The organism is Aquirufa esocilacus (assembly GCF_042715595.1).
Lineage (GTDB): Bacteria > Bacteroidota > Bacteroidia > Cytophagales > Spirosomataceae > Aquirufa > Aquirufa esocilacus.
In genome coordinates, this window is the sequence record NZ_JBBKXX010000002.1 from 157,629 (window position 1) to 178,277 (window position 20,649).

Consider the following 20,649-nt stretch of genomic DNA (forward strand, 5'->3'; position numbering starts at 1 on the left):
ATGAAGATAGCTAACTACGCGGTAAAGAATTACCAATTTACGCTCACGATGTTTTTAATGGTCGTGGTCGTGGGGATTGTCACGATTATGACGATGCCCCGGGCGGAAGATCCGGATATGAATGCCCCTCAATTCCCCATTATCGCAGTTTATCCGGGAACGAGTCCGGACGATATGGAGGAGCTGGTGGTGAAGCCGGTCGAGAAAAGATTGTACGAACTGGAGAACGTGCGCAAGATCAACACGACGATTAGTGATGGCCTAGCGGTGTTCGCGGTCTATTATAAATACGGCGTGAACGTAGACGAGAAATACTCCGAGGTTGTTCGCGAATTGAACAGCATTAAAGGAGAATTACCTAAAGAGGTCATCAAACTTGAGGCTCAAAAAGCCACTCCATCCGGCACGAACGTGTTGCAGATGGCGTTGATTTCGAACAATGCGTCTTTGGACCAACTGAAAATCACGGCTGAACGCCTACAAGAGGATCTGGAGAAAGTAACCGCCTTGAAGAAAGTGACGATTTCTGGCTTGCCAGAATCGCAGGTGAAGATCGATTTGAACATCGAAAAGATGGCCCAGATGCAGGTCTCGCCAGAACGTGTTTTACAAGCAATCCAAAGCGAAATCGCGAACATTCCCGGCGGAAGTATCGTGGAAAATTCGAAGTCTTTTAATATCCTCACGTCCGGCAATTACCAGAACATCGACGAGATCAAAAACACGATCGTGTTCTCCTATCAAGGGAAAAACGTGCTGTTGTCGGATGTGGCCAAAGTCTATTTCGACTACGCCCCCGAAAATCACATCACGCGCTTGAACCAGAATCGCTGTCTATTTGTGACGGCCGCCCAAAAATCCGGCGAAAACATCGCGGAAACCCAGGCAGCTTACGAACCGGTGATCGCCCAATTCAAGAAAACCTTACCGAAGAACATCGACTTAGTCGTGAATTTCGACCAAGCCGAAAACGTCAACACCCGCCTCAGTGGCCTATTGAAAGACTTTATTATCGCCATTTTATTAGTGGCATTAACTTTATTGCCGCTCGGTTTACGCGCCGCTTCCATCGTGATGATTTCGATCCCGCTATCCTTAGCGATCGGAATTATCCTCTTGAACATCATGGGCTACAGCCTGAACCAGCTGAGTATTGTGGGTTTAGTCGTTGCACTGGGACTTCTAGTGGATGACAGCATCGTGGTGGTGGAGAATATTGAGCGCTGGATGCGCGAGGGACACAGCCGATTAGACGCAACTTTAAAGGCAACGAATCAGATAGGAATGGCGGTTTTGGGTTGCACGGTGACCTTGATTATTGCCTTTTTGCCTTTGGTCTTTTTACCGGAAGCGTCTGGCGAATTCATCCGCAGTCTTCCGATGGCGGTGATTTTCTGTATCGTTGCTTCATTGGTCGTTTCGCTGACGGTTGTTCCGTTTTTATCAAGCCGCATTCTGAAATCCCACCAAGGAAATCCAGAGGGAAATCTATTCATGCGGGTGTTGAAAAAACTGATTTCGGGGTCTTATTCCCGTTTGTTAGATTGGGCTATTACTCGCCCTAAAACGACTTTACTGATCGCCCTCGTCATCTTTGTGGCTTCGTTGCGACTCTTCCCAGTCGTAGGATTTAGCCTTTTCCCGGCGTCTGAAAAGCCACAATTCATGGTGAATATTTTCAGCCCCTTGCAGTCGAATATGGCCTACACGGATTCGGTTTCCAAACTGATCGAACGTGATCTGCGCAAGCTGCCCGAAGTAAAATACGTCTCTGCGAATGTAGGCAAAGGAAATCCTCGAATTTATTATAACGCGATTCCGCTGAATGACAGAACTGATTACGGCAACTTGTTCGTCCAATTGCAGGATGACCTAGGTGCTGACGAGAAAATCAACCTGATCGAGAAATTACGCACCAAATACACGAACTATCCTGCTGCGACCATCGAGGTGAAAAACTTCGAGCAAGGGCCGCCAGTGGTGGCCCCTGTGGAGGTGCGCATTTTAGGGGATAACGTAGATACCTTGCGCCAAATCGCCAGCCGCGTCGAAACGATGTTAAAGAACACGAAAGGCACGATTTACGTGAAAAACCCATTGAAAAACCTGAAATCGGACATCAAATTCGATATCAACAAGGAAAAAGCCAGCATGCTGGGCATCCCGACGGTCAGCATCGACCGCATGATACGCTTGGTGGTGGCCGGTTTTGATTTGGGCAAAATGACCGACAAAGAGGGCAAAGAATATGCCATCGTGGTTTCGAAGCCACATCCGAAACACCCGAGTCTAGAGGTATTCGATAACCTGTATGTAAATAACGTGCAAGGCACTGCGATTCCATTGAGTCAGGTGGCTTCGGTCAGATTGCAAACTTCCCCAGTCAGCATTAGTCACTTGAATAAGAATCGTTTGGTGTCTGTGAGTTCGTTTGTGGAGAAAGGATTTTTGAACAACGAGGTGATTGCAGAGACCGAAAAGAGTCTCGCGAAAATGGCACTTCCAGCAGGATATCATTTCGAAATGGGTGGAGAAGTAGAGAGCGCGAACGAGAGTTTCAGCGGTTTTGGGACGATCATTTTAGTGACGATCTTCTTCTTTATCGCAGTGTTAATTCTCGAGTTTGGGACTTTTAAAAGTACCTTGATCGTACTTTCTGTGATTCCATTGGGTATCGTGGGAGCACTTTTAGCGCTGTGGTTTACGGGAACCCCGCTTTCCTTTGTGGCGACGGTGGGACTGATTGCACTCGCAGGTATTGAGGTAAAAAATACCATCTTGTTGGTGGATTTCACAAACCAGCTACGCGCAGAGGGTATGCCGATGGAGCAAGCCATCCGCGAGGCCGGCGAAGTTCGTTTCTTACCGATTATCTTAACAACGTTGACGGCGATAGGTGGTCTAATTCCCATCGCCATTTCCACGAATCCCCTTATTTCACCACTTGCGATCGTGATGATCGGTGGACTGATTAGCTCCACCCTCCTCTCCCGAATCGTGACCCCGGTAGTTTACAAATTAATCCCTCCAGCGATATGACTTTGAGCACGATTTTACTGCTTCCGCAACTGATTATTGGTTCGTATACGTCCAAAGGTAATCCCGGCATCGAGGTGTTCAATTGGGATTCGAAGACCGGTAAAGCTTCCAAAAGCTATACTTTAAACTCCCCTGCGGCGTCCTACCAGGCTATTTCAGGCGACTACTTATTCTCCGTTTCGGAAGAAGGCGACGGCAAAGCGAGCGTTTCCTCTTTCCAAATGCGCAACGGAAAATACGAGGCCATCAACACGGAATTTAGCCGTGGCGATCACCCCTGCTTCATCCTGTACCGCGAAAAATCTCAAACGGTTTATACCGCAAACTATTCGGGCGGTAGTGTGAGCGTTTTCCAAACGGTAAATGGCAGACTGAAGCCCCTAGCTCAATACATCGCCTACACAGGTTCCAGCCTAAACAAGGACCGCCAAAATAGCGCCCACGCTCACATGGTCGCTCTTTCTCCTGATCAAAATACGTTATTTGTGACGGATTTAGGCTCGGATAAGATCTATGCGCATCGCATTTTGGCAAACGGGCTTTTAGCGGAAAGTCCCCAAGAAATAAACATCACCCCCGGCAACGGACCACGCCACATTCGCTTCAATACGAAAGGCGATCGTGCTTATTTGTTGAACGAGTTGAGTTCGGATGTGGACGTCTTCGCCTTGAAAGGTTCTCAATTAGAAAAGATCCAAAGCATCCCTGCAGATACTTCTTCCGCTACAGTGAAAGGCTCAGCGGACATCCATATTTCGCCGAACGGAAAATGGATGATGGCCTCTAACCGCATCTCTAGCAACCAAGTGGTGGTATTTAAGATCGAAAATGACGGGAAATTAACGCGGGTGTTTCACCAAAACGTAGCCAAAATCCCTCGTAACTTCACGTTCGATCCATCGGGCAAATTTGTGTTAGTCGCGAGCCAACAGGAAGACCGCGTGCAGGTGTTTCACTTTGACGACAAAACTGGATCACTAAAAGACAGCCACCAAGACATTTTGGTCAAAGCACCGGTTAGCTTGCTAATTCGCTAATCGCTTTCACTAATTCGTCCAGTTCTCTCGGGGTCGTGAAAACATTCGGGGTAATTCTGCAGCCGTGAATGTTGCCTCCATCGATCGCGACTGTGAAGATCTTATATTCTTTCATCAAGCGCTCAGCCAAAACCGATGGCTTAATACCCTCAATCCCCACATTCGCAATCGCGCACGATTTCGTGGGATCTGCCGGATGGTGCAATCGGACGCGCGGAATAGCGCGCACTTTCGTGGTCCAGTAATATTGTAAATAACGTAAGCGTTCTTCCTTTCTAGCAGGACCTAGTTTTTCGTAAAAATCGATGGCGTCATCTACGGCCAAATCCGTGTAAACCGGAATCGTTCCCACGTGATTCAAATGTTTAATGTCTGTCAAAGGAACTCCTTCCTCCGCTAACAAAGGCCAAATTTGGGCGATCTTTTCTTTTCGCACGTGCAAGATGCCTACCCCCAAAGGCACCGCCAGCCACTTGTGCAAACTCGCCCCATAATAGTCGCAATTCAGGTCGGAGATTTTGAATTGAATTTGTGCCACGGCGTGTGCACCGTCGACCATCACTTCGACTCCGCGGGCGTGAGCCATGTCACAGATTTGGCGAATGGGATTGATTTGGCCCGTCACATTCACCAGATGACAAACCATGATGAGCTTGGTTTTTTCGGTGATGGCTTTAGCATATAAATCGACAATTTCCTGATCAGAAGCGGGATTAATAGGTAATGAAATGACTTTTAAAACAATTCCCTGACGTCGAGCGACCTGCTTGAACATGTCTTGCATCGCTCCATAATCCTGGATCGCAAAGATGGCCTCATCTCCTGCTTTCCAAGGAAAACCACTAATAATGGTGTCGAGGGATTCGGTGGTGTTTCTCGTTAACACGAGGGTGTCTTCTGGGCAACCGACGAGTCGAGCAACGCGTGCCGCGATCCGTTTTTTATTATCAAATTGCACCGTCCGCATATAATAGGCACCTTGGGCGTTGACTTTGCGGATATGCTGAAAGTATTTCTCCAAAGTAGCCTCCGGCGTGATATTATAATAACCACTTTCTAGGTTAATAAAGTCTGGACTGAGCTTATATCCGCCGCGAATTCCCTCCCAAAAATCTTCGTCTGAAGCGAGTGATTCGACTGTTTGAGTTTTGGCATACGAAAACCAAGGCGCCGAAGCCCCCAAAAGTGTGCAGGCTTTAAGGAAAGTGCGTTTATTCATGGTAGAAAATTAGCAAAAAAATCACATTTTGCCCTTGAATAATGAAGAATGTGATTAAATTTGTTTTCCGCCTCATATTAGGCGAATACCTAGAACAATTTAACATTAAACTCATGATGAAAAGAAGAGATGCCATCTCTCAAATCGCCTTGTTGTTAGGGGGTGCTTTCACAGCACCAACTTTAATGGCCATGGATGTGAGAAAAGGCAATGCCTCCATCGTTGCAGCAGATTTCAGCCTAACAGATGCGCAACGTCAAATCGTCTCAGCTGTCGCTGAACATATTATTCCAAGAACGTCTACGCCAGGTGCTATCGATGCAGGTGTTCCCGCTTTCATCGAAATGATGTTAAAAGATTGCTACAAAAAACCAGAACACAACAGCTTCCTAAAAGGGGTGAATGACTTAGCGAAAGCTAATTTCTTAGCGCAACCTGCGGCAGGCCAAGTGGCGATGTTGACCTTACTAGAGGCAAACACAAAAGATTTAATGAAGAGCTATTCTCAAAAGCGAATCAAAGTGGGCGATAACGTAGATAAAGACACTTTAGAAGGCGCTAATGGTGTTCCTTTCTGGAGATTAATGAAAGAATTAACGCTTTTAGGATATTATACATCTGAAAAAGGCATTGAAGCTTCTTTCGTTTACGAGCCAGTTCCTGGCAAATTTGAGTTGATTACGGATATGAAGCCGACTCAAAAATCTTTCGTGTATTAATCTGAAAAATTAGAAAAAATGAATCTGAATATAGATGCAATTAAAGGCCAAACGTTTGACGCAATCGTCATCGGATCCGGTATCTCCGGAGGTTGGGCTGCAAAAGAATTAACAGAAAAAGGCTTAAAAGTAGCGGTTTTAGAGCGTGGTCGCGAGATCAAGCACATCGAAGGCTACGAAACGGCGAATAAAAACCCATGGGAATTCGATCACCGTGGTCGTCCTACGAATATGGCTGCTGAAGAGTATTGGGCAGGTATGCGTACAGGCTATACGGCAAACGAAGAGCACCGGTATTTGTTCGAAAATGATAAGCAAAACCCTTATTTAGAGAAAAGAGGCGGATTCGACTGGACTCGCGCTTACCACACGGGTGGTAAATCGTTGTTATGGGGTCGCCAAACGTACCGTTGGAACCGCGAGGATTTCTTAGCGAACGAAAAAGAAGGTGTCGGTACACCATGGCCAATCGGCTATGATGATTTAGCTCCTTGGTATTCGTATGTAGAGAAATTTGCAGGTATTTCAGGTCAAGCTGAAGGATTAGACGTATTACCGGATTCTGAATTCATGCCGGCGATGCAGATGACTGCTCCAGAAACTCACTTCAAAAATGCAGTGAATAAGAAATTAGGTCGTGCCGTAACCGTAGGTCGCGTAGCGCACTTAACTAACCCTGGAAAACAACATACTGCTTTAGGTCGTTCGTCTTGTAACTACCGTAACAAGTGTATGCGTGGTTGCCCGTATGGCGCATATTTTTCCTCTTTATCAGCGACTTTACCTGCAGCGATGCGCACAGGTCGTTTAACGATGGTTCACAATGCGATTGCCGCTGAGATCATTTATGACGAAGCTACGCAGAAGGCCAAAGGTGTTCGCGTGATCGACCAAAACACGAACGAGTCGAAAGAATATTTCGCTAAAATCATCTTCGTGAACGCAGGTGCTATCCAGTCTACTTCGATCTTAATGAACTCAAAATCTAATCGTTACCAAAACGGTTTAGGAAACGACTCAGATCAATTAGGCCGTAACATCATGGACCACCACTTAGGTGTAGGTGCAAGTGCGACTGTGGAAGGTTTTGAGAAAGATTACATGTTCGGAAATCGTCCGAATGGTTTATACATTCCTCGTTTCCAAAACTGGGGCAAAGACAAACGTGCTTATTCACGTGGTTTCGGATACCAAGGTGGCGCGAGCCGCGAGGGTTGGGGCCGTGGCGTGGGAGCAGATGGCTTCGGTGCAGATTTCAAAGAGAGCTTAACACACCCAGGACAATGGACGGTTGGTTTTGGTGGTTTTGGAGAAATTCTTCCAAACCCTGAGAACCGTTTCGTTCTAAGTGCACAAAAAGACAAGTGGGGCTTACCGGTATTGGAATTCTCTGCGGACTTTGGCCAAAACGAATTACAAATGCGCGAAGATATGATGAACGAGGCAGCGACTATGTTAGAGGCGGCTGGTTTCAAAAACATCAACGCATACAATAAGCAAGACACACACATCGGTTTAGGTATTCACGAAATGGGTACGGCTCGTATGGGTACGTCTGTGAAGAACTCAATCGTTAACAAGCACAACCAAGTTCACGAGGTGAAAAACGTGTTCATGACGGATGGTGCGGCAATGGCGTCTGCTTCTTGTGTTAATCCATCCTTAACTTACATGGCGATGACAGCTCGTGCAGCTGACTTTGCGGTAAGAGAGTTAAATAGGAAGAATTTATAGTTCGCTCCGCGAACAGTAGACAGTGGTCAGTGGCCAGTTGTCAGTATTTTAAAAAGGGAGGCAGATTCTGTCCCCCTTTTTTTATGGTATGTAGGTTTGCTGCTCTTTAGGGCACTTTTGAGTGAAAATAAGCGCGAGGCACTCAGGCGGCTTTTCGGGTATTGACAACTTTTGTCAAGAGTCGCTGCTTCGCAGCTCCAAAGAGCAAAGCAAAAAGCACAAAGAATAAAGTTTGATCTAGATTTACTTATATCATCGCTCCTCGATTTAGTCGCCTACAGCTGAGTCAAAGAGTCCTGAAAAGACATTCACCACTTACCATTCAATCACTATACTCGTCCCCTGCGGGGACTCCAACTTTATTCTTTGTGCTTTATGCTTTGTGCTTTCTTTTAAAGAATTGCTCGCATCAAAAAATACAACACCGACGGACACATCAAACAACCCAATCCGGTGTAGAAAGTAGCAGTCATGGCTCCATAAGGAACTAATTTAGGATCTGTGGCAGCGAGACCGGCAGCTGTTCCGCTGGTAGTTCCCATGAGTCCACCAAAAATCATCGCCGATTGGGGCGTCTTTAAACCAATGTATGGCGCGATTAATGGGGTTCCGATCGTGACCAAAATCGATTTTACTACACCAGCCGCGATACTGATGGCAATGATGTCTGAACTTGCCCCTAAGGCGGTTCCGGTTACGGGACCTACGACGAAAGTGCAGGCGCCGGCACCGATGGTGGTGAGGCTTTCGGCGTCTGTGATTCCCATGGCATAGGCGATGATGACGCCGGCTGCAAACGAGATGATGACACCTAAAAATAAAGATAGTACTCCGATGGGGCCGGTCTTTTTGATGATGGCGAAGCTCGCGCCCATCGCGGTAGAGACGATAGCAAAGTCGCGGAACATGGGGCCGCCCAAGAGATCAAAGCCGGAGAAGCCGGGGATGTCGGCGATGCCTTTTTTGCCCAAAGTTTCGAGGCCAGCGAAATAGGCCAAAACTAAGCCCATGAAGATGGAAATGGCGGAGCCGGGGATTTTGCCGCGGGTCAGGGTTTTAGAGATACCCTCTGAAAAAAACATGATAAAGCCCGTTACGAGGAACGCGAAGACTAGGCCGTTTTTGTCGAGGAAAGTGATGATGTATTCCATTAGTCTTTGGGCGCTAATTTGGATAAAAGGGGCATTAGAGCGAGGCAGGCGATGACGGGGATGATGCCTGCCAAAAGGGCGAGTAGGCCGTTAGAGAAGGCGACGCGGACGTTTTGGACGGATGACATGGCCACGATGATGGGGATGTACATTTTGGACCAAAAGTGTACGCCCTCACCCATTTCGAGGTGGAAGAGACCGCGTTTTTCGAGCTCGTTTTGGGATAAAATCAGGAAAAGCATCGCAAATCCGACACCTCCTACGTTTGCTTGGATCCCCAAAAGGCGACCGAGGGTTTCCCCTAGGATTTGGCCTGCAACGAAACAGGCGGCTAATAAGGCAACTCCGCGTAATAGCATATTAGTTTTTGATTAGGTTAACAACGTCTTTTTTGGTGACTTTTCCCATCGCGTTGCGTGGCAATTCAGGCAAACGGTGGTAGGCTCGAGGGGTTTTGTACGCGGGCATTTGCTCACGCATCCAGGCATTTAAGGCTTTTGTGTCGAAATCATCTTGGCAGACGATGGCGGCGCTTACGAGCTCGCCCCATTCGTCATTTTCGACTCCTACGACGCAGCAATCGTCGATTCCAGGGTAGGTGCGGAGGACTTCTTCGATTTCCAAAGCGGAAATTTTATAGCCTCCAGATTTAATAATGTCGACGGAGTTTCGGCCCAAAATCCGGTAGCCTCCCAGTTCGTCCATCGTCGCGATGTCGCCGGTTTTGAAGAAGCCATCCTTGGTAAATGACTCCGCGGTGGACTCTGGTTTTTGCCAGTATTCGTTGAAGACGTTTGGCCCTTTGACCTGAATCTCTCCTATCTCTGTACCCGGAATTACGTTATTCTCTTCGTCCGCTAAACGCACCTGAACGCCCGGAAGCGGATATCCCACGTGACCTGGCACACGAGGTCCATCGTAGGGATTGCTGAGTGCCATCCCGATTTCGGTCATGCCATAACGCTCCAAAAGGCTATGTTCGCTAATCGTCTTCCAGCGCTCCATCACCGAAACCGGCAACGCAGCAGATCCAGAGATCATGAGTCTGAATTTGGATAGGATGCGGGTCATCTCTTTTTGGTCTACATCTGCCAAAGACTCCCAATACGTAATCAGTTTATAATAAATCGTAGGCACGGCCATGAAGACGTTTAGCTTACCTTCTTTGAAAATATCGAACAACGCTTCCGCCGAAAAACTAGGCAAAAACTGGCAAGTCGCCCCCGCCCAAAGCGAGCAAGAAACGATATTAATCACCCCGTGAATGTGGTGAAGAGGCAAAATACAGATCGAATAATCTTTCTCGCTCCAATGCCAAGCATCGATCAAGGTCGAAATCTGGGCATTCAAATTCGCATGAGTAGACACCACACCTTTAGGCAAATTCGTCGTGCCAGAGGTATAGAGCATCATGGCGCGGCGGGAAGGAGGGAAAATAGGAAGAGAGTCCGAAGGGAGTGAGTCCGAAGTCGATAGGACGAGTATTCGCAAATTTAGCTCTTCGCATAATGGCTTCAAAAGTTCTTCAAATTCCGGGGAAACGACCACGATGCTCGAGCCAGAATTCTCAATCGTATAGCGCAAAGAGGGCAACGGATAGGTCAAACAAAGCGGAACGGCCACACCCCCAGCACGCCAAATCCCCCACTGCACCCGCACATAATCAAAACCCGGGTTCACCATGTAGGCAACTCGGACTTCATTTAGGTCCGTATTTTTATCTAATAAGGTCGAAGCGAAGGCTTTCGAGGCGTCTAAAAGCTGTGAATAAGTATAATTTGTACCATCAGAAATTATGGCAGTCTTCTCCAGGTGCTTTTCAGCTTGGGCAAAAATGGATATCATGTGGTTGAATAGGTTTGTTCAAAGATAGGAAATAAGTCGCGACTTTGTCGCTTAGTCGTCCTGCGGACTTAGTCAAAAGGTCGTCACTACGTGACTTAGTCGACTTCGCCTTAGTCGCGACTAAATCGCGAAGCGATGACTAAGCCGCAAAGCGGCGACTAAACGACACAGTCGTGACTAAATCGCGAAGCGATGACTAAGCCGCAAAGCGGCGACTAAAGCGAAATGTAATGAATATTCCCCTTCAAATCCTTCAGCAACTTCTTCGTCCTTTCCGGTCTGGCATCTGTGATGAAGACTTGGCCAAAGTGGTCTTCGGCCATCATTTGGACCAAACGCTGGATGCGGCGGTCATCGAGTTTGTCGAAGATGTCGTCGAGGAGCAAGAGGGGTTTGCGGGGTTTGGCGGCTACCAGGGAGTCGAATTGCGCGAGTTTTAGCGCGACGACGAAAGATTTTTGCTGTCCTTGAGAGCCAAACTTGCGCAAGGAGTAGCCATTGATTTTCAACTCAAATTCATCTCGATGAATTCCGATGGATGTCCGCTGCGCGGACAAATCCAGCGGTTCCGCGGCGCGAAGCGCCGCGTCAAAGCCCCCAGCTTCGAAAGTGGTTTCGAGCTGAATATCGACGTCCTCGCGGTCGTCTGAAAGTTTGGAATAATGAAATTTAAAACTAGGCAAAAAGACCTCCAAGAATTCTTTGCGGGCTTTTGCTAGCGATTCCCCCAGTTCTACTAAGGGCGCGTGGTAACTATCTAAATGTAGTCGATCGACCTGGCCGCGTTCTGCGAATTGCTTTAATAATACGTTGCGCTGCTGAACGATGCGGTTATAGCGTAATAATTGATCCAGGAAGTTGCGGTCAAGCTGGGACATCATCCCGTCAAAGAAACGGCGGCGCTCTTCACTTCCCTCGCGCACTAAATCCGTGTCATGTGGATCCATTAAAACCACCGGGAAGTGGCCGATGTGGTCCGCTAAGCGGGGATAGGGTTTGTCATCGCGGAGGAATTGCTTTTTGGCACCCTTCTGAAAAACACAGGTAATCTGGGTTTCGCGATCCTGCGTATCGACAAAATCTCCCTGCACTCTGAAAAATTCCTGCGTATGCTTGATGCAGAGCTGGTCCGAAATTCCCCGCGCACTTTTCGTCATCGAAAGGAAATGGATGGCGTCCAAGAGATTCGTTTTCCCAATCCCATTCTCCCCCACAATGCAATTAATCTCCGAAATAAAGCTAAATCTAGCCTCCTCATAGGATTTAAACTGATTTACCTGAAGAGATTTGAGATGCATGGAAGTAGGAATGCGATTAAAAGCGTGTAAAAATAAAGATTTTGTACTAATTTTGCAGGGATTAGCGCCGGAATTAACCCGGCATACCGCTTTAAAAATATTCTATCAAGAAGATGGCAAAGAAAAACGCAGACGCGCCCAAGTATTCTAAAGAGACTTATAAGTTTTGGTACGAATCCATGCAATTACAACGCAAATTCGAAGAGAAATGCGGTCAGTTGTACGGAATGCAGAAAATTAAAGGCTTTTGTCACCTATATATTGGACAAGAGGCTTGTTCTTCTGGTTCAAAATCTGCTCTAATTGAAGGTGATAAATACATCACAGCGTATCGTGATCACGGTATCCCTTTGGCCTTAGGAACCTCTCCTAACGCAATTATGGCGGAATTATACGGTAAAATCACCGGTGCTTCTAAAGGGAAAGGTGGCTCCATGCACATCTTCGACAAAGAAGTAGGTTTCGTAGGAGGCCACGGTATCGTAGGAGCCCAAATCCCGATGGGAGCTGGCCTTGCCTTTGCTGAAAAATATAAGAAATCAGGTAACGTATCTATCACGTATTTTGGTGACGGTGCGACACGCCAAGGTGCTTTACACGAGGCATTTAACATGGCGATGCTTTGGAAGTTACCAGCGATTTTCGTCGTTGAAAACAATGGTTACGCAATGGGTACTTCCGTAGAACGAACCTCTAACGTAACCGAATTATATAAAATCGGTGAGGCATATGATATGCCATCGGAGCCAGTAGACGCTATGAATGTGGAAGCGGTTCACGAGGCAGTTTCACGTGCTGCAGCTCGTGCTCGTGCAGGTGAAGGTCCTACTTTCTTAGAATTCAGAACCTACCGTTACAGAGGACACTCGATGTCTGATCCGCAGAAATATCGTTCTAAAGAAGAGGTAGAGGCTTACAAGGACCGTGACCCAATCGAACAGGTGAAACACACGATCTTAGAGCACAATATCTTAACGCAAGCAGAATTAGACGCGATCGATGCAAAAATCAAGGTTCAAGTTCAAGAATCAGTTGATTTCGCAGAAACATCTCCATTCCCAGATAAATCAGAGGCCTACAAAGATGTGTATGTCGAAGAAAATTATCCTTTTATCGAGGAATAGTCGTCACTGCGTGACTTAGTCATCGCTTCGCGATTTAGTCAAAAAGTCTTTGCTTCGCAGCTTAGTCATTAAGTCAAAAGCTCATTCGCATAGTCGGATGAGCTTTTTTATTGATTATCAATTAGTTGATAAAGTGAAAGTGGAGGATTGAAAGAAGGTGAAATTGGAATACCTTTGAAAAAATAACCACTATGAATTTTATCTTAAGTATCGCAGCAGGACTACTGTCGTCCTATTTGTTTTTAGTCTTCTTTTTACTCAATAAGAAACCTAAAATTCTCATTTCGAACCAGATCAGCCGAATCCGTTTTAATGGAGAACAAAATTACTTGTTCAAGTTCGTCAACTTAACGAACTCTGAAATTTTTGATGTGCACATCGAACTCACTTTCTATAAACCAGTAGGTACGTTTAACGGAAGCAATTTACAAGGTCGAGATATTAAGCTAAAAGACAATTTTATCGCTTATGTCCCACGCGAAAGAGATACAGATCAATTTTCTTTGCACGCAGTCCGTATCCGAACAATTGAGCCTTTAGAAGAAACCTGGTTAGATGAATCGTCCTTTATTAGATTAACGATTATTGCAAAACATGCCTTATCCGGCTTCAATAAGGTTTTTGTACAAGATTACCCTAGTAAAGATCGAATCAGTTCAGGTAAATTTTTATCTGGAAATAGTGTGGAATTAAAAGTGTAGTAGTGTAGATCAATTGATAAATTAATGATTACCTTTAAGGAAGGTTTACTAGTATTTAAAAACCCATATCATGAAAAAAGACATCATTTTAGGCTAGGCCTACCGGAATTTTAAATGAACGAGCTTGTGGAAACACAGGCTTTTTTTAAGTTGCTTCGCGACAGTCGTCCTACGGACTAAGTCGCTGCTACGCAGCTTAGTCAGGACTGCGTCAGTCGTGGCTTCGCGCTTAGTCGACTTCGTCTTAGTCATCGCTTCGCGATTTAGTCAATTCAATCGAGGCCCGCTTTTATCAAGAATTCGAATGAAGCCTTTAATTAGTAAAGAAATTTCAACTAAATCTTTTTGCAATTGATTAGACTCTTGTTGTGTTATATAATTTAACTGGCAAGCAATATAAAGCATCGATTTTACCTCACTAGATGACCCTAATGCAATAAACAAAAAGCGTCGAAAATCCGCATCTGAACCTCTTTCAAAACCCTCCGCTATATTATTTGAAATGGAGATTACAGCCCGATGGATCTGGTTTTTGAATCCATAATCTACATTTAACTGAAGCACTTTATAAATCTCAATCGCGACGATTTGAGACTTTTTCCAAGCCTCAATTTCTTCAAAGTGGTATATTCTCATAGTTCATCAAGATTACACGATTTTTAGCTATTATTGTAACAGCAACTTGATAAACGACTAAGTCCGAAAGACGACTAAATCGCGAAGCGATGACTCTTTGACTAAGCTGCGAAGCAGCGACTAAATATGACTCTAAACTGCGACCTCGGCGAAGGCATTGGAAATGATGCCACACTCATGCCCTACATCGACGAAGCAAATATTGCCTGTGGATTTCATGCCGGGGATGCGTTTACCATGCGCGAAACGGTAGCTTTGTGTATACGCTATGGCGTAAAAATGGGAGCACATCCGTCCTATTTAGATCGAGAGAATTTTGGGCGAAAAGAAATTGAACTGAGCCCAGAGGAGATCTATTTGCTGGTGAAAAAGCAGATAGAGACGCTGAATCAAATCGTAAAAACTGCAGGTGGAACGCTAAATCACGTGAAGCCACACGGTGCTTTGTATAATACTTCGGCTAAAAATCCTGATGTCGCAAAGGCTATTGCGAAAGCGGTAAAGGATGTGAGTGGAGACTTTATCTTATTCGGACTGAAAGGCAGCCAGTCGATCGAGGTAGCAAAGGCAATGGGTCTACAAACAGCAGAAGAGGCTTTCGCAGATCGCCGCTATGAGAACGATGGTTCCTTAACTCCGCGCAGTCAGCCTGGAGCTTGCTTTACAGACGTACAAGATGTCCTTAATCAGGTGGAAAAAATAAAGGCCGACACCTGGTGTATCCACGGTGATGGCCCTCATGCGTTGGAGTTCGCGAAAGCACTGAACGCGAAGCGCCTTTTATAAAACGAAGCGCTAATTACCTTTAAAACTCTACAATAAATCCAATCGTAGGCGTTACCTGCGCCTTGTCATTCAAGAATTGGGTAGGAATGGCGTTGCTGCCGTCTTTCGCAATTGGCAAACCATTCGTCGTCGCAAAGGCTGAGTTATCCTCTAAACGCTTGAACGTGTACGTGGGAATTCCTGGATTCATGGCGATGTACCAATTGGTCACGTCTAGGAACAAATCGATGGTCGTTTTCTTCAAATTGTATTTCTTGTCTATACGCACATCACTCGAATGGAAGTTCGGTAGACGTTGTGTATTGAGACGCGAATAATCAAAGGTTCCCTGGCCTAATGTCAGGTAACTTGACTTGGACGTAGTTTCATCATAAGGTGTGTAGGGTGCGCCTCCTTGGTAACGAAAACGAAGACCTAACTCCCAGTTGCGCGGGAATTTATAGCCCCATGTCACACTTAACAAGTGTTGGTTATCCCAACTAGAAGCTATTAAATTGCCATCAAAACCACTGTACATACTGCGGTAATAGGTGTAAGACAAGATTCCGAACGATTTGTCGGTCAATTTCTTTTGGGCGAATAACTCAAAACCATAGGCACGACCTTTACCCGTAGTCGTGACATCTTCGTTACCTAGAATGTTGAAGTCACCCCCTAAATTTGCTAAAGATATCCCTTTAGCATTTGAAATAGGCACATTCGCATATTCCTTAACGAATGCTTCCGCTGTGAAACGCAAAGATTCGTCATGTAAATATTCAAGACCTGCAACGTAATGATCACTTTGCTGGTATTTCGCGTCTTGATTCATAAGGCTAGGCTGAAGAAGCGCAAAGCTAGAACTCAACAAGTAATAAGGGGGTCTGGTAGCATAACCTAAAATCGTATACGGCGCTAATTTAAAGTAGCGACCCACGGAAGCATTAGCCGTCCATTTTTCAGATAATACGTAGCTAGCTGAAACACGAGGGGAGATAGTTTCAAAAGGATCCATTCCCGTCGTTGTGAAGCTATTCATATCGGTGCGAAGGCCAGCACTTAATCCTAATTTGGAATCAAAAAAGGTCTTCGAAACTTGTGTAAACGCACCGTATTTCCAGAGCGAATTCAACGGGCTTGTATATGAAATAGTGGTCGTAGGATAAGCTAAACGCACCGCAGGACTCGCGGTCGTATTATTCAAAACTTGGTAGGTACTATTCGCATATTCCACGAATTGCGCAGAAAGTCCATAATTGATCTTCCAGCCATTTGTATTCTTGTTTACGTCTACGCGCAACTTATTTTCCGTTTCGCGGGACGAATAATCAAAGTTTAATTCTGAGGGATCTTTCTTTAAATTGTCCTCATAACGCAAGAAATTATTGTCAAACACGTTTCTTGAAAGAGCGACATTCACATAGCCATTATCCAATAACTTCTTCAGCGACATCCCTAGCGTATAATTCCACTGATTGATCAGCGGATTTGAATTATAGATATACAATTTTTCTGGCGTGGCTTTTTTCAGTGTCCCAAAAGAGAAGTCATCAATCGCCCCCAATCCCATCAATGATAGGGTGGTCGTTGAATTGATTTGCTTCGTGATTTTAAACTGTCCGTCCCAGAAATTCGGGCGAATGGGAATATCTAAAGCTTGAAAAAGGAATTGCAAATACGAGCGGCGAACAGAGGCTAAAAAAGTGGTCTTTCCGGATTTAGAAAGTGGCCCCTCTGTCGTTAAAGCGAATTCAGTCGCGCTTAGACGCGCATTACCTTGGAATTTATTCGGGTTACCGGTGCGTTGTTTGAACTGAAAAACGGAACTTAGGGTGTTATCATAACGCGCGTCAAAGGCAGAAGAACTCAGTTTTACATCTTCGATGAAAGACACGTTTAGCATTCCTTGCGGGCCTCCGCTGCTACCCTGTGTTTGAAAGTGATTTAATACGGGAATTTCAATTCCATCTAAATAATAGACGTTTTCGTTTGGGCCACCACCACGGATGATGATGTCGTTTCTGAAGCCTCCGCCTTGTGGGCCTCCGCCTACTCCGGGTAGGGTTTGAATTACTTTGCTGACATCGAAGTTTCCACCTGGGTTGCTCTTGATTTCTTCCGCTGTCAAACGTTGTACGCTGAGTGGTGATTCGAGAGTAGCGGCTTTAGCGGTGCGGCGGTTTTGGGTGACTACGACCTCCGTTAATTGTTGATTTGATGGGAGTAATTCAATATTCAAGAAATTTTCATTACCCGCATTGACAATCACGTTAAAAGCGGTGTATTTCTCATAGCCTACTGCGGAGAATGAAATGTTGAATGTTTTCAGGGCCAAACCTGTTAAACGAAACGTTCCTTTATCATCTGCATTAACACCTTTTGTAGAACCATCCAGCGTCACAGAAACCCCAGCAATCGGCTTTTGCGTTAATTGATCAACGATTTTTCCGGAGATGCGGCCGTTGTTTTGGGCCAAAACCGAAAAAGAAAAAAGCAGTAAAAGTAGAGTTTGTTTCATTTTTGCTAAACACCTAAATGACAAGAATTGTTTCAAATTAAGGCTGAATCAACACCTTTTGTGTAACAGAGCCTTTAACGGATTCATATTTCAATAGGTAATTCCCAGCCCCTGGAAGAGGCGCAGGAATGCGCAAGGTTTCCCCGGCATCGACCGAAATCGCACCGCCTAAAACGCGTCCAGAAATATCAAACCAATGTAAAGTTCCTGCATTTTTCACTCGAATATTAATCAGCGATGACGCAGGGTTAGGCCACACATACAATTCCTCCGAGGGAACGATAATGTCCGAGGTGTTTTGGAACAATTGAACTCCTCCAGAAGCGAGTCCGACAACAATATCGACTTTACCGTCACGATTGAAATCAGCGGTGGTGATCTGGGCATTTTGGCCTACTTGAAAAGGCAAACGCTGTACTTCTAGCCCTAAACCGGACACATATAGATAACCTGAAGCATCAAGGGTGATTTGCTCTGCATTGCCATCTCCCGTGATATCTGCATAGGCTATACCGCGAAAAAGGGTTTCGATTCGCTGGTAAGGTTTGGCCAAATCCGACCAATCATACACCCGAGTACATCCTAAATAATCCAAGACCACAAGTTCCAGCGATCCATCCTGGTTGATATCATAAAGACGAGGCGTTTCACGGAGACTCACGACATTCAACGCCTTTTCTTCACCTAGCTGCCCTCCTGAATAGATCCGATAAAATACGGCTGAACCCTTTATATAATACAGCATCAGGCGACCATTCACAACTTGTAATTGTATACCAGAAACTCCGGCTAAAGGCAAAAAATCGCGGGTTTTCAACGTTAATGTCCCATTCACATTTTCATAAAAAGTGACACTGCCACTTCCAATCAATAAATCCAGATCGCCATCTCCCTCCACATCAAAGAACACAGGCGAGGCATTATCGCCCACGTCAATCATTTCTTCTTGCAGAAAGGCCTTGGTTTTTAGCACCAAAGCGCCATTTTCAGACCGGTAATAAGAGGCCGTTTCTAAAGCCGGATTCAGATCTGGCAAATGAGACGACGCGATTAAATCCAGAAAGCCATCGCCATCCAAATCAATGGGGGATCCGCTGGCAAGTGACGGAACCGAATGAGGCGCTCCAGCAGGAAAATTATAATCGACAGAACGGAACTTCGGTTTCCCGCGAGTCCCCTCATTTTTCATCCATAGAAAGCTAGAACAATTCACATGCCCTATAATCAGATCATAAATGCCATTTTTATCCGGATCCCAAAGGGCTAACGTACTTCCGGCATGTTGCACTGCCGCAGTGGATTGCGTGCTTAAAACAGATTCTGGAACCACCCCAAACGTAATATCCTGGCAATCATTCAAAAAGAAATTGCCCCAATTCAGGGACTTGGTGACATATTTCAAATCTCCCGTATTCTCATAATACGTGATAAAATGCCCCGAAGATTCAAAAGCTAAAATATCTAAATCTCCATCCCCATCGATATCCGCTATGGCGGGAATATCTGTTGCACTGACGTAGATATTGATGAGGCCATTGAGGCCGGTAGATTTGAGGGTGCCTGTTGACTTAGGGAAATTATTACCGACGTTCGGATATACCTGAATCCCACCCGGAGTGGAGGTAAACAAATCTTTGTCCCCATCCCCATCGTAATCCAACAAATTCATCCAATTCTCGATGAGTGGAAACCGTTTTTGATAGCCGGGGGAATACGTAAAACTACCGGAGGCGTTTCTTAAAAAAGTCTTCAAATGTTGCGCACTGCGATCGAAAACGACGAGGTCTTCCCGGGCGTCGCCATCGAGGTCAATGGGAAAAAATTGCACCGAATTAATTCCACCCGCCCAAGGATTTTTTAATCCAGAAACAGGGAGATTAGTGATTTGGTCAAAGGAGATCTGCTGCGCTTTCAGGTGAAATGCACAACAAAAAACCAAAAAGACCCATCCGGATTTCCTCATAAAATCAAAGATAGCAACGGACCTAGAACAAATAACTTAAATGGGTAGAAAATCGGCCAATTACTACTTTTTTGATTTTAAGTCTGCCTCATACATTTCTTGGCAATGGGCAGAACAAAAAGAAACTGATTGATTTCCATATACCTTGGTGATGAAAACATCTTCAGATGTTAATTTCATTTTACAAATAGGATCTAAGACCTTATGTGATTTTGGACTAACCTTAGCTATCGATTTCCCTACAATAAACCCGGCAGATGGATCCCATTTATCATATTCGATCGCTCTTGCAATTTTCTGCGCTTCTGCAGAACCTCGTAACTCATTGACTAAAAACAAGGCTCCATCCAGGCCTGCGGAAACACCTGCGGTTGTTAGTAACTTCCCATCCAATACAAACCGAGCATTGTCTAGAATAGTAGATTTAGGAGCATACTCCTGCAACATATGGGTCGCCCCCCAGTGCGTAGTCGCTTTTTTTCCATCTAAGATTCCCGCTTTGGCAAAAAAAGCGGCACCGGTACAAATCGACATAGCCATTTTAGACGAAGCATAGACTGAATTAATCCAAGCAATATTCTCGGGCTTATTGACTGCAGCCATTAAAGATTCGCCTGCACCAGGAATGACTAATATATCTACTTTGGGAACTGTTTTGAAGTTATAATCAGGAAGTATAGTAAGCGATTTACGCATGGAATAAAGCTTCCCTGTATCTGCTGCAACGGTAAAAACCTGCATATCTTTTGCATTAGCAAGCACTTCTAATGGACCCGCAAAATCCAACAGCTCGACGCCTGGATACAAGAAGATGGCCACGTTTAATTTTGTCGTATCCTTTTGTGCCTGTAACAAAAAAGAATGAATGAATAGAAATAATACGATTAAGACTCTCATATA

The 20,649-nt window shown here is 45.4% G+C and carries 16 protein-coding genes; 7 read left to right on the plus strand and 9 right to left on the minus strand.

Annotation, left to right across the window (positions count from 1 at the left end; genetic code table 11):
- A complete protein-coding gene (locus tag SKC37_RS06220; RefSeq protein WP_377980647.1) occupies window positions 1-3,039 on the plus strand; it encodes an efflux RND transporter permease subunit in 3,039 nt (1,012 codons plus the stop codon).
- Window positions 3,036-4,076 (plus strand): lactonase family protein, encoded by a 1,041-nt coding sequence (locus tag SKC37_RS06225; protein WP_377980648.1) that lies wholly within the window; start codon window positions 3,036-3,038, stop codon window positions 4,074-4,076. Before SKC37_RS06220 ends, SKC37_RS06225 begins: the two co-directional genes overlap by 4 nt.
- Here SKC37_RS06225 and SKC37_RS06230 read toward each other — a convergent pair.
- Window positions 4,057-5,295 carry an aminotransferase class V-fold PLP-dependent enzyme gene (locus tag SKC37_RS06230; RefSeq protein ID WP_377980649.1) on the minus strand — a complete coding sequence of 413 codons (1,239 nt, stop codon included), beginning with the start codon at window positions 5,293-5,295 and terminating at the stop codon, window positions 4,057-4,059. The two genes, SKC37_RS06225 and SKC37_RS06230, sit on opposite strands and share 20 nt — an antisense overlap.
- Window positions 5,296-5,336: 41 nt before the next feature.
- Between SKC37_RS06230 and SKC37_RS06235 the strand changes: the two genes are divergently transcribed.
- Together SKC37_RS06235 and SKC37_RS06240 are read left to right on the plus strand one after the other, a co-directional pair.
- Window positions 5,337-6,014, plus strand: a complete 678-nt coding sequence (locus tag SKC37_RS06235; RefSeq protein ID WP_377980650.1) for a gluconate 2-dehydrogenase subunit 3 family protein — start codon at window positions 5,337-5,339, stop codon at window positions 6,012-6,014.
- Between the two features lie 18 nt (window positions 6,015-6,032).
- Window positions 6,033-7,748 (plus strand): GMC oxidoreductase, encoded by a 1,716-nt coding sequence (locus SKC37_RS06240; protein WP_377980651.1) that lies wholly within the window; start codon window positions 6,033-6,035, stop codon window positions 7,746-7,748.
- A 392-nt stretch (window positions 7,749-8,140) separates the two neighbouring features.
- Here the strand turns inward: SKC37_RS06240 and madM are convergent, their stop codons facing one another.
- From madM to recF, 4 genes are all read right to left on the minus strand, one after another.
- Complete coding sequence (gene madM / locus SKC37_RS06245) at window positions 8,141-8,899, minus strand: malonate transporter subunit MadM (RefSeq protein ID WP_377980652.1); 759 nt, start codon at window positions 8,897-8,899, stop codon at window positions 8,141-8,143.
- Window positions 8,899-9,258, minus strand: coding sequence for a malonate transporter subunit MadL (madL, locus tag SKC37_RS06250; RefSeq protein ID WP_269006769.1), 360 nt, complete (start codon window positions 9,256-9,258; stop codon window positions 8,899-8,901). The genes madM and madL overlap by 1 nt, the downstream gene beginning before the upstream one ends.
- A gap of 1 nt (window position 9,259) precedes the next feature.
- Window positions 9,260-10,744 (minus strand): acyl-CoA synthetase, encoded by a 1,485-nt coding sequence (locus tag SKC37_RS06255; RefSeq protein WP_377980653.1) that lies wholly within the window; start codon window positions 10,742-10,744, stop codon window positions 9,260-9,262.
- Between the two features lie 215 nt (window positions 10,745-10,959).
- Entirely contained in the window at window positions 10,960-12,042 is a 1,083-nt protein-coding gene (gene recF, locus SKC37_RS06260) for a DNA replication/repair protein RecF (RefSeq protein WP_377980654.1), read from the minus strand.
- Window positions 12,043-12,155: 113 nt separating this feature from the next.
- Between recF and pdhA the strand changes: the two genes are divergently transcribed.
- Window positions 12,156-13,166 (plus strand): pyruvate dehydrogenase (acetyl-transferring) E1 component subunit alpha, encoded by a 1,011-nt coding sequence (pdhA, locus tag SKC37_RS06265; protein WP_377980655.1) that lies wholly within the window; start codon window positions 12,156-12,158, stop codon window positions 13,164-13,166.
- A 191-nt stretch (window positions 13,167-13,357) separates the two neighbouring features.
- Window positions 13,358-13,867, plus strand: coding sequence for a hypothetical protein (locus SKC37_RS06270; RefSeq protein ID WP_377980656.1), 510 nt, complete (start codon window positions 13,358-13,360; stop codon window positions 13,865-13,867).
- 267 nt (window positions 13,868-14,134) lie between these two features.
- Here the strand turns inward: SKC37_RS06270 and SKC37_RS06275 are convergent, their stop codons facing one another.
- Complete coding sequence (locus SKC37_RS06275) at window positions 14,135-14,503, minus strand: four helix bundle protein (RefSeq protein ID WP_377980657.1); 369 nt, start codon at window positions 14,501-14,503, stop codon at window positions 14,135-14,137.
- Window positions 14,504-14,629: 126 nt separating this feature from the next.
- Between SKC37_RS06275 and SKC37_RS06280 the strand changes: the two genes are divergently transcribed.
- On the plus strand, window positions 14,630-15,289 hold the full coding sequence (locus SKC37_RS06280) for a 5-oxoprolinase subunit PxpA (RefSeq protein WP_377980658.1): 660 nt from the start codon (window positions 14,630-14,632) through the stop codon (window positions 15,287-15,289).
- 19 nt (window positions 15,290-15,308) lie between these two features.
- On the opposite strand, the gene SKC37_RS06285 is transcribed toward SKC37_RS06280, so the two are convergent.
- From SKC37_RS06285 to SKC37_RS06295, 3 genes are all read right to left on the minus strand, one after another.
- Window positions 15,309-17,786, minus strand: coding sequence for a TonB-dependent receptor (locus tag SKC37_RS06285; protein ID WP_377980659.1), 2,478 nt, complete (start codon window positions 17,784-17,786; stop codon window positions 15,309-15,311).
- A 37-nt stretch (window positions 17,787-17,823) separates the two neighbouring features.
- A complete protein-coding gene (locus SKC37_RS06290) occupies window positions 17,824-19,749 on the minus strand; it encodes an FG-GAP-like repeat-containing protein (RefSeq protein WP_377980660.1) in 1,926 nt (641 codons plus the stop codon).
- 63 nt (window positions 19,750-19,812) lie between these two features.
- Entirely contained in the window at window positions 19,813-20,646 is an 834-nt protein-coding gene (locus tag SKC37_RS06295) for a DJ-1/PfpI family protein (RefSeq protein WP_377980661.1), read from the minus strand.
- Window positions 20,647-20,649 lie beyond the last annotated feature (3 nt).

Bases quoted from the DNA above. Each gene is read 5' to 3' on its own strand.
- SKC37_RS06220 (WP_377980647.1), top strand. From the start codon at position 1: ATGAAGATAGCTAACTACGCGGTAAAGAATTACCAATTTACGCTCACG.
- SKC37_RS06225 (WP_377980648.1), top strand. From the start codon at position 3,036: ATGACTTTGAGCACGATTTTACTGCTTCCGCAACTGATTATTGGTTCG.
- SKC37_RS06230 (WP_377980649.1), bottom strand. From the start codon at position 5,295: ATGAATAAACGCACTTTCCTTAAAGCCTGCACACTTTTGGGGGCTTCG.
- SKC37_RS06235 (WP_377980650.1), top strand. From the start codon at position 5,337: ATGAAGAATGTGATTAAATTTGTTTTCCGCCTCATATTAGGCGAATAC.
- SKC37_RS06240 (WP_377980651.1), top strand. From the start codon at position 6,033: ATGAATCTGAATATAGATGCAATTAAAGGCCAAACGTTTGACGCAATC.
- madM (WP_377980652.1), bottom strand. From the start codon at position 8,899: ATGGAATACATCATCACTTTCCTCGACAAAAACGGCCTAGTCTTCGCG.
- madL (WP_269006769.1), bottom strand. From the start codon at position 9,258: ATGCTATTACGCGGAGTTGCCTTATTAGCCGCCTGTTTCGTTGCAGGC.
- SKC37_RS06255 (WP_377980653.1), bottom strand. From the start codon at position 10,744: ATGATATCCATTTTTGCCCAAGCTGAAAAGCACCTGGAGAAGACTGCC.
- recF (WP_377980654.1), bottom strand. From the start codon at position 12,042: ATGCATCTCAAATCTCTTCAGGTAAATCAGTTTAAATCCTATGAGGAG.
- pdhA (WP_377980655.1), top strand. From the start codon at position 12,156: ATGGCAAAGAAAAACGCAGACGCGCCCAAGTATTCTAAAGAGACTTAT.
- SKC37_RS06270 (WP_377980656.1), top strand. From the start codon at position 13,358: ATGAATTTTATCTTAAGTATCGCAGCAGGACTACTGTCGTCCTATTTG.
- SKC37_RS06275 (WP_377980657.1), bottom strand. From the start codon at position 14,503: ATGAGAATATACCACTTTGAAGAAATTGAGGCTTGGAAAAAGTCTCAA.
- SKC37_RS06280 (WP_377980658.1), top strand. From the start codon at position 14,630: ATGACTCTAAACTGCGACCTCGGCGAAGGCATTGGAAATGATGCCACA.
- SKC37_RS06285 (WP_377980659.1), bottom strand. From the start codon at position 17,786: ATGAAACAAACTCTACTTTTACTGCTTTTTTCTTTTTCGGTTTTGGCC.
- SKC37_RS06290 (WP_377980660.1), bottom strand. From the start codon at position 19,749: ATGAGGAAATCCGGATGGGTCTTTTTGGTTTTTTGTTGTGCATTTCAC.
- SKC37_RS06295 (WP_377980661.1), bottom strand. From the start codon at position 20,646: ATGAGAGTCTTAATCGTATTATTTCTATTCATTCATTCTTTTTTGTTA.